Source organism: Pseudoroseomonas cervicalis ATCC 49957 (assembly GCF_000164635.1).
Classification (GTDB): domain Bacteria; phylum Pseudomonadota; class Alphaproteobacteria; order Acetobacterales; family Acetobacteraceae; genus Pseudoroseomonas; species Pseudoroseomonas cervicalis.
In genome coordinates this window covers 1-639 of the sequence record NZ_GG771202.1, presented here as the reverse complement: position 1 = coordinate 639, position 639 = coordinate 1, and the positions used below count along the sequence as shown (strand labels likewise).

At 77.3% G+C, this 639-nt stretch carries 1 protein-coding gene; it reads left to right on the top strand.

From position 1 onward, the window contains the following. A partial coding sequence (locus tag HMPREF0731_RS22575) for a hypothetical protein (RefSeq protein WP_007006597.1) occupies nucleotides 1–428 on the top strand: 428 nt, incomplete at its 5' end. Between the last annotated feature and the right edge of the window lie 211 nt (nucleotides 429–639).

Sequence of the window (639 nt, the reverse complement as noted above, 5' to 3'; positions counted from 1 at the left end):
ACCAGGGCGCGGCGCTGGAGGGCCGCCCGGCCGAGACCGCCCGCGCCACCGCCCGGCTGGAGTATCTGACGCACACGCTGGGCAGCGAGCCGCGCTTCGCCGCCCTGCCGCCGGGGCTGATCCTGGCGCTGCGTGGCGCGGTGCGGGAGGTGCGGCAGGCGCTGGGCCTGTCCGCCACCGCGCTGCCGGAGCAGGTGATCCCGGCCATGGCACGGCTGGCGCAGCTGCTGGACGCGCGGGCCGAGACCGCCGCGGCCTTCCCCGCGGCGCTGTTCCCGGCCGGGCCGGAGCGCAGCCTGCTGCGCCTGACCCAGCCCGGCCCGCTGCCCGAGGCCGCCATCGCCACCGGCCGCGCGCTGGAGGCGATCACCCAGCTCGACCAGAGCAATGGCTGGGCCGGGCGGCCGGACACCGTGCTGCCGCGCTGAGCGGCGCTTCACACCCGGTTCACGGATTTCCGCCAGCCTGGGCGGCGGACCAGGCGGCTTGCCCTTCATAACGCCTGCGTGATGTGCAGAATGCCGCGTCGGGTTTCAGGGGGATCGGGGATGCAGCGACGCGGCGTGCTGGCCGGTGCGGCCGGGCTTGGTCTGGGATTGGGGCTGGCGCGGGGGGCGGCGGCGCAAGGCGGGGCGGGGG